We start from the raw sequence: 7,113 nt of genomic DNA on the forward strand, positions 1-7,113 counted from the left end.
CACCTGCTCGATGCGCGAGGCGGCGATGCGCTCCAGCGCCGGTCCCGAGAGCACGGGGTGGGAGGCGCAGGCGTACACCTTGGTGGCGCCCGCGTCCAGCAGGGCGTCGGCGGTCTTGACCAGCGTCCCGGCGGTGTCGATGAGGTCGTCGATGATCAAGCAGGTGCGCCCCTTGACGTCGCCGATGACGTGCATGACCTCGGCCACGTTCATCTCCACGCGGCGCTTGTCCACGATGGCCAGGGCGGAATCCATCTTCTTGGCGAAGAAGCGGGCGCGCTCCACGCCCCCGGCGTCGGGGGAGACCACGGTCAGGTTGGGCAGGTTCAGCTCGCGGAAGTACGAGACCAGCACGGGCGAGGCGAACAGGTGGTCCACCGGGATGTTGAAGAAGCCCTGGATCTGGGGAGCGTGCAGGTCCACCACCAGGGCGCGGTCGGCGCCGGCGGTGGTCAGCAGGTCGGCCATCAGCTTGGAGGAGATGGGCACGCGCGGCTTGTCCTTGCGGTCCTGGCGGGCATAGCCGAAGTAGGGGATCACCGGAGTGATGCGGCGCGCCGAGGCCCGCTTGAGGGCGTCGATCATCAGCAGCAGCTCGATGAGGTGGTGGTCCACGGGATTGCAGGTGGGCTGCACCACGAAGACGTCGGCGCCGCGCACGTTCTCCAGGATCTGCACGTAGACCTCGCCGTCGGAGAAGCGCGTGACCTTGGACTGGCCCCGCGGCATCTGCAGGAAGGCGCAGATCTCGTCGGCCAGCGGCTGGTTGGCGGTGCCGCCGAAGATCTTGAACTTGTCGTCGCGGCGCGGCTTGGCGGGCTTGCGCTCCACCTTGGGCTGCGTCCCTTGCTGGCTCTTCTTCTCGGTCGTGGTTGCGACACTAGTAGCCATGGCGTCCCTCGCGGCTGCGGAAGTCGGTTCCTTCTCCAGCGTGCTGGGCTTGGTCTGCATTCGAACAGCTCTTAGCTCTTAGCCTTTAGGCCTTTCGCCCTACCGTGGGCTCGCCAGCAACCCTGATCCCTCGCGCGGATCTCACTGGCAACTGGGTACCGAGTACTGGGTACTGTCTTTCTGGCTGGGCGGCCAGGATTCGAACCTGGACTCAGTGCTCCAAAGGCACTTGACCTACCATTAGTCGACCGCCCAAAACTCAGTTCCTAGTTTCCAGTTTCTCGTTTCTAGAAAACCCTCGCACCCGCACTCTAGAAACTAGAAACGAGAAACTAGAAACTCATTCTGCGCCAGTACTCCCGCCGCGACAGCAACACCGTCGCCCGCGCCGGCGTTCCGCCAGCCGCTAGCTTCCGGGCCGCGCGCGCAGCCGCGGGCCGGCTCGCAAACAGGCCGTAGACCGCCGAGCCCGAGCCCGAGAGCGAAGCATAGCCCGCTCCCGCGCCCGCCAGGGCCTTCTTCACGACACCCAGTTCGGGATACTTGGGAAAGACGACACGTTCGAAGTCGTTTTCGATCCCGGCACGGACTAGGTCGAGAAGCAGGGCCTCGGCCCGGTTCCTGCTCCTACGGGCAGGAACACCGGTTGGGGTACCGCACAGCCACGCGAACGAGGCGCGGCAGAACTCTCTCATTCTATCGGAGGGCTCGGAAAGCGTCAATTTGGCGCCGGCTGCGGCGGCCATCTCGCGGTCCCAGTCGGCAAAGGCCTGCGCGGTCGAGACCCCGACCTGGGGCGTGGCCACGACGCAGGGGATGGGCGGCAGGTCCTCCAGCGGCAGGACCACCTCGCCCCGCCCCAGCCCCAGCACCGCCCCGCCCGCCAGGAACAGCGGCAGGTCGGAACCGACCTCGGCGGCCAGGCGCAGGTGCTGGGCCGCAGTGAGGCGCTTCTTGAGCGCGCGCTCCAAGGCCAGCAGCGTGGCCACCGCGTTGGAGGAAGCCGCGCCCAGCCCGCCCTGCACTGGCAGGCGCTTGTCGATGGTGATGGTGACGCGGGCGCTGGCCCTGAGCGCCTCCAGGGCCAGCCGCGCGATGCGGTGGCAGGTGTTGGATTCGTCGGTCGGCACCTGGGGATGAGAGCAGCGGATCTCGATGCCCGTGCCCTTCCCCACTTCCACGGTCAGGCGGTCGTGCAGGGCCAGCGTCTGGTAAAGGGTACGCAACTCGTGGAAGCCGTCGTCGCGCCGCGGGCCGATCACCAGCCCGAGGTTGATCTTGGCGAAAGAGCGCACGCGCACCGACGGCATAGCGGCAGCATTGTAGCTGAAGGAGTCAGGGACCAGGGGTCAGCGCGGGGCGGTCCGCCGCAATTGGACCAACAAGTAGATCGACGCTGCCAGCAGCAAGGGCGAGGAGTAGAAGCCGGGCATGGGGCGGGGGAAGCGGACCTCGGAGACGGTCTGGCCGAAGATGGTCCCCAGGGTATGGCCCAGGCCGTTGAGCAACATGAGCACGGCCAGCGCATAGGCCAGCGGCCGCCAGGCGCGGACATTGTGGAAGGCCAGAGGCGACAGCAGCAGCGCCACAACCACCGCCACGGTCAGGCCCACCAACCACTCCCGAAACTCGAAGGTGGGGAAGGGCAACCAGGGATGGCGCAGGCGCGCGGCCAGCACGGTGGGGTTGTAAACGGAGAGAAACCCGGTCAGCGCCTCGTCGGTGACGTGCGCGGCCACGGCCAGGCACAGCAGCACCCACGCCCATCCCAGGCGCGTGGTCGGTGCGCTGTCGTGGAAAGCAGTCGTGCGGCTACCCTCTCTCGAACAGAGCCCGCGGCAATCCGGACTGGCGAATGATGGACAGCAGGGTGCCGATCCGCAATTCAGGGTGGTCCGGCACTGGGACAGTGATGGTGGAGGCTGAGGTTCGCTTCTGCATCGCGATGTGAGTTCCCTTGCGTCTTACTTCCACGAATCCGTGCTGGGCGAGGATCCGGCACGCGTCGCGGCCCGAGAGGACCCGCAGCCTACCCAACCGCCACCTCGAGGCGTGTCACGAAGATCTCGGAGTGGAGCCGTGCGCGGACTTCCGAGGGGTCGGCGGTCTCAAGGAAGAGCTCTACGGCCTCCTGGAGGTTCTTGCGCGCCTCCTCGATGGTCTTGCCTTGGCTGGAGATGTCCAGCTCGGGGCAGAGCGCGACGTACCACTTCCCTTCGCGCTCAATCACCGCGGTCAGCTGCCGGGCCCGCTTCTGGACTCGCTTGCGCGACTTGTTGGCCATAGAAACTCCTTGCCCATTCTAGAACAGCGCGTTCTGCTTGCGGTTCAAGGGGATGCCGAAGTGCTCGTAGGCGAGCTGGGTGGCGACGCGGCCGCGCGGGGTGCGGTCGAGGAAGCCGATCTGGATGAGGAAGGGCTCGTAGATGTCCTCGATGGCCTCGGCCTCTTCGGCCAGGGCGGCGGCCAGAGTGTTCACCCCCACCGGCCCGCCCTGGTACTTCTCGATGATGGTGAGCAGCAGCTTGCGGTCGATCTCGTCGAAGCCATGCTTGTCCACCTCCAGCATCTCCAGCGCGGCCTGGGCGGTGGGCTGGTCGATCTTGCCGGCGCCGCGCACCTGGGCATAGTCGCGGACGCGGCGCAGCAGGCGGTTGGCGATGCGCGGAGTGCCGCGGGCGCGCCCCGCGATCTCGTCCGCCCCGGCGCGGTCGATCGCGACCTTCAGGATCTCCGCCGAGCGCTCCACGATCACGCGCAGGTCCTCGGGGGTGTAGAACTCCAGGCGCAGCACGATGCCGAAGCGCGAGCGCAGCGGCGCCGAGACCAGGCCGGCGCGCGTGGTCGCGCCCACGAAGGTGAAGGGCTTGACTTCGATGGTGTGAGTGCGCGCCGACGGCCCTTGCCCGATGATGATGTCGAGCTGGTAGTCCTCGAGCGCGGAGTACAGGATCTCCTCCAGCGCGGGCTGCAGGCGGTGCACCTCGTCGAAGAACAAAACTTGCCGCGCCTGCACGTTGGTGAGGATGGCAGTCAGGTCGCCCTTGATGGCGAGCGCCGGCCCCGAGGTCTGCTGGAAGGCCACGCTCAGCTCGTTGGCGATGATGCTGGCCAGGGTGGTCTTGCCCAGGCCGGGCGGGCCATAGAGCAGGACGTGGTCGAGGGCCTCGCCGCGGGAGCGCGCCGCCTCGATGGCCACGGCCAGGTTCTCCTTCACCTTGGCCTGGCCGATGAACTCCTTGAGCCGCTGCGGGCGCAGCTTGAGTTCGAAGGAGGCATCGTCCTCCACCGGCACGGCGGAGACCAGGCGCTCCTTGTCAGGTTTTTCCTTGGACGCAGCCACTGCTGCGTAGAGTAATCAGAAACCGGGCGCGAGGCAACGGGATTGGGTAATTGAGTAATCGGGTAATTGAGCAATTGGAAGCCGGGTGCCTCTTCAATTACCCAATTACCCGATTCCCCAATTACTCAATCTAGGGGTGTTCCCGCGTGGCGCCCACTTCGGCGAGCACGTCTTCGTGCTTGCGCTCGCCGTCCTCGAAGACGGCGTGCACCAGGCGCATGCGATAGGAGTAGTTGGCGGCCACCGCCGAGGCCACGGCGAAGTCCTTGAACCAGGCGACCAGCTCCCACTGCTCGCCGGAAAGCTTCCAGACTTCGTATTGTTCAAAGGGCATAAGGGCAGTGGCCAGTGGTCAGTGGCTAGTGGTCAGTGAAAAACGCGAGATGGCTGGAGAGGAGCGTGCTGGCCACCGGTCAATGGCCACTGACCACTACTCTTCTTCCTCGACCTCGCCGGCGCGCGCGGCCTTGGCGGCGGTGATGATCTTCTCCTGCTGCTGCGCGGGGACGATGTCGTAGTGGTCCATCTCCATGGCGAAGCTGCCGCGACCCTGGGTCATGGAGGTGAGTTCGACGCCGTAGGTCAGCATCTCGGCCATGGGCACCTCCGCCTTGATGACGGTCTTGCCGGCCTTGTTGTCCATGCCCTGGATGCGTCCGCGGCGCGAGTTGAGGTCGCCCATGATAGTGCCGGCGAACTCGTCGGGCACGGTGATCTCCACCTTCATGATGGGCTCGAGCAGGGTGGGCTTGGCCGTCTCCATGGCCTTCTTGAAGGCGATGCGGCCGGCCAGCTTGAACGAGAGTTCGCTGGAGTCTACTTCGTGGTAGCTGCCGTCGTAGAGGATGACGCGGAAGTCCACCATGGGATAGCCGGCCAGGAAGCCGCGCACCGCGGTCTCGATGATGCCCTTCTCCACCGCGGGAATGAAGTTCTTGGGGATGGCGCCGCCGAAGATGTCGTTGACGAACTCGAAACCGGCGCCGCGCGCCAGCGGCTCCATCTTGATCTTGCAGTCGCCGAACTGGCCGTGGCCGCCGGTCTGCTTCTTGTGCCGCCCCTGCACGTCGGCCTTGCCGCGGATGGTCTCGCGGTAGGGCACTTTGGGCGCCTTCAGGTTCACTTCCGTGTGGTAGCGCTTCTTGAGCTTGGAGACCACCACCTCGATGTGCTGCTGGCCGGTGCCGGCGATCAGGAACTCCTTGGTCTGGGGATCGCGGAAGAAGCGCAGTTGCGCGTCTTCCTCCATGAGCTTGTGGATGCCGTTGGCCAGCTTGTCTTCGTCGGCGCGGGTCTTGGGCTCGATGGCGAAGGTGATGGCGGGCTCGGGCAGCGAGACCTTGGGATACTGGATAGGCGCGCTCTTGTCGCCCAGGGTGTCGCCGGTGAGCGTGTCCTTGAGCTTGGCCACCGCCCCGATGTCGCCGGCGTGCACTTCGGCGATGGCCACCGCCGTCTTGCCCTGCATCACCGAGATGTGCGAGAGCTTCTCGGTGGTGCTCTTGGTGAAGTTCTGCAGGGTGGCGTCGTTCTTCAGCACCCCGCTGTACACCTTATAGAAAGAAATGCGCCCGGCGAAGGGGTCGGAGACGGTCTTGAAGACGAAGAGCGAGCAGGGCTCGGAGTCGGCCACTTTGCGCGCGGGAGGCTCGCCGTTGTTGGGCGCGGCCACGCCCTGCACGGGGGCGCGCGAAGTGGCGGCCGGCAGATAGTCCACGCAGAAATCCAGCAGGCGGTCGGCCCCGATGTTGCCCAGCCCGGAAGAAAACAGTGCGGGATAGATGCGGCGCTCGCGGATGGCCTCGCGCAGGCCCGCGACCAGGTGCTCTTCCCCGATGGTGCCCTTGTCGAAGAACTCTTCCATCAGGGCATCGTTGCCCTCGGCCACCAGCTCCACCAGCTTCTCGTGGGCGGCCTTGGCGGCCTCGGCCAGGTTGGCCGGGATCTCGCCCTCCTTGCCCTTGCCGTTGCCCCCCATCTCGTAGGTGTAGGCCTTCATCTTGACCAGGTCCACCACCCCGGAGAGGTTCTTCTCGGCGCCGATGGGCAACTGCACGGGAATGACGGTGCGGCCAAAGGCCCCGGTCAGCGACTCCAGCATGCGCCCCATGTCGGCGCGCTCACGGTCCATGCGCCCGCCCACGATGATGCGCGGCAGCGCGTACTCCTCGGCGTACTGCCAGACGCGGTCGGTCACCACTTCCACCCCGGCCACGCCATCGACCACCAGCATGACCGACTCCACCGCGGGCAGGGCCAGCTTGGCCTCGTGCACGAACATGTTGAAGCCGGGAGTGTCGATCAGGTTGAGCTTGGCCTGGTTCCACTCGGCCACCCCGATGGCGCTGGAGATGGACATCTGGCGGGCGATCTCTTCGTCGTCGAAGTCGGTGACGGTGGTGCCGGAGTCCACCCGCCCCATCTGCGGGGTGGCTCCGGCCACATGGAGCATGGCGGCCACCAGGGAGGTCTTGCCGGCGTGGCCGTGGCCCACCACGGCCAGGTTGCGGACATTGGCGCCTTCGTAAACCTTCACGCTGGACTCCTTTCAGAACTCCCCTGGGGCGAGCTTGGCAGGACGGCCCGCCGCGGGTCCCTCCCCGCAGAACCGGGCCGGGTACAGGGGCAAACAGGGAATGCTAGCACACGAAAAATGGCGGCTCAACCGGGCAGGGCGCTTGCTTCGGCGGCCGGGCGTTGTGTAACCTTTATCCCTCTCCGCCATCTGGACCAGGGCAAAGTCCAGGCTTGATGCGACGTGGCCTATCCATCTTCGTGCTGGGGTTCTTGCTGGCGCCGCTGGCGTTGCCGGTGATGGTCGCCGGAGGCGCGCCTGCCCTGCCCTTCTGCTGCCGGCCAGGCGGGGCGCACCATTGCGC

Annotated in this window: 7 protein-coding genes and 1 tRNA gene; all 8 read right to left on the bottom strand. The window is 66.3% G+C overall.

All coding sequences use genetic code 11. The annotated features are described in order from the left end of the window. A partial coding sequence (locus VEG08_08010; protein ID HXZ27927.1) for a ribose-phosphate pyrophosphokinase occupies positions 1-891 on the bottom strand: 891 nt, incomplete at its 3' end. Between the two features lie 181 nt (positions 892-1,072). Beyond that, positions 1,073-1,146: transfer RNA gene (locus VEG08_08015), tRNA-Gln, on the bottom strand. A 77-nt stretch (positions 1,147-1,223) separates the two neighbouring features. After that, on the bottom strand, positions 1,224-2,201 hold the full coding sequence (gene ispE / locus VEG08_08020; protein ID HXZ27928.1) for a 4-(cytidine 5'-diphospho)-2-C-methyl-D-erythritol kinase: 978 nt from the start codon (positions 2,199-2,201) through the stop codon (positions 1,224-1,226). Positions 2,202-2,240: 39 nt separating this feature from the next. Next, positions 2,241-2,648 (bottom strand): hypothetical protein, encoded by a 408-nt coding sequence (locus VEG08_08025; protein HXZ27929.1) that lies wholly within the window; start codon positions 2,646-2,648, stop codon positions 2,241-2,243. A gap of 272 nt (positions 2,649-2,920) precedes the next feature. Beyond that, entirely contained in the window at positions 2,921-3,175 is a 255-nt protein-coding gene (locus tag VEG08_08030; protein HXZ27930.1) for a type II toxin-antitoxin system HicB family antitoxin, read from the bottom strand. 18 nt (positions 3,176-3,193) lie between these two features. Then, complete coding sequence (ruvB, locus tag VEG08_08035) at positions 3,194-4,234, bottom strand: Holliday junction branch migration DNA helicase RuvB (GenBank protein ID HXZ27931.1); 1,041 nt, start codon at positions 4,232-4,234, stop codon at positions 3,194-3,196. Positions 4,235-4,364: 130 nt separating this feature from the next. Next, on the bottom strand, positions 4,365-4,568 hold the full coding sequence (locus VEG08_08040; GenBank protein ID HXZ27932.1) for a hypothetical protein: 204 nt from the start codon (positions 4,566-4,568) through the stop codon (positions 4,365-4,367). A 96-nt stretch (positions 4,569-4,664) separates the two neighbouring features. Next, a complete protein-coding gene (gene fusA, locus VEG08_08045) occupies positions 4,665-6,770 on the bottom strand; it encodes an elongation factor G (GenBank protein HXZ27933.1) in 2,106 nt (701 codons plus the stop codon). Positions 6,771-7,113: the final 343 nt, after the last annotated feature.

Source organism: Terriglobales bacterium (genome assembly GCA_035624475.1).
Lineage (GTDB): Bacteria > Acidobacteriota > Terriglobia > Terriglobales > Acidobacteriaceae > DASPRL01.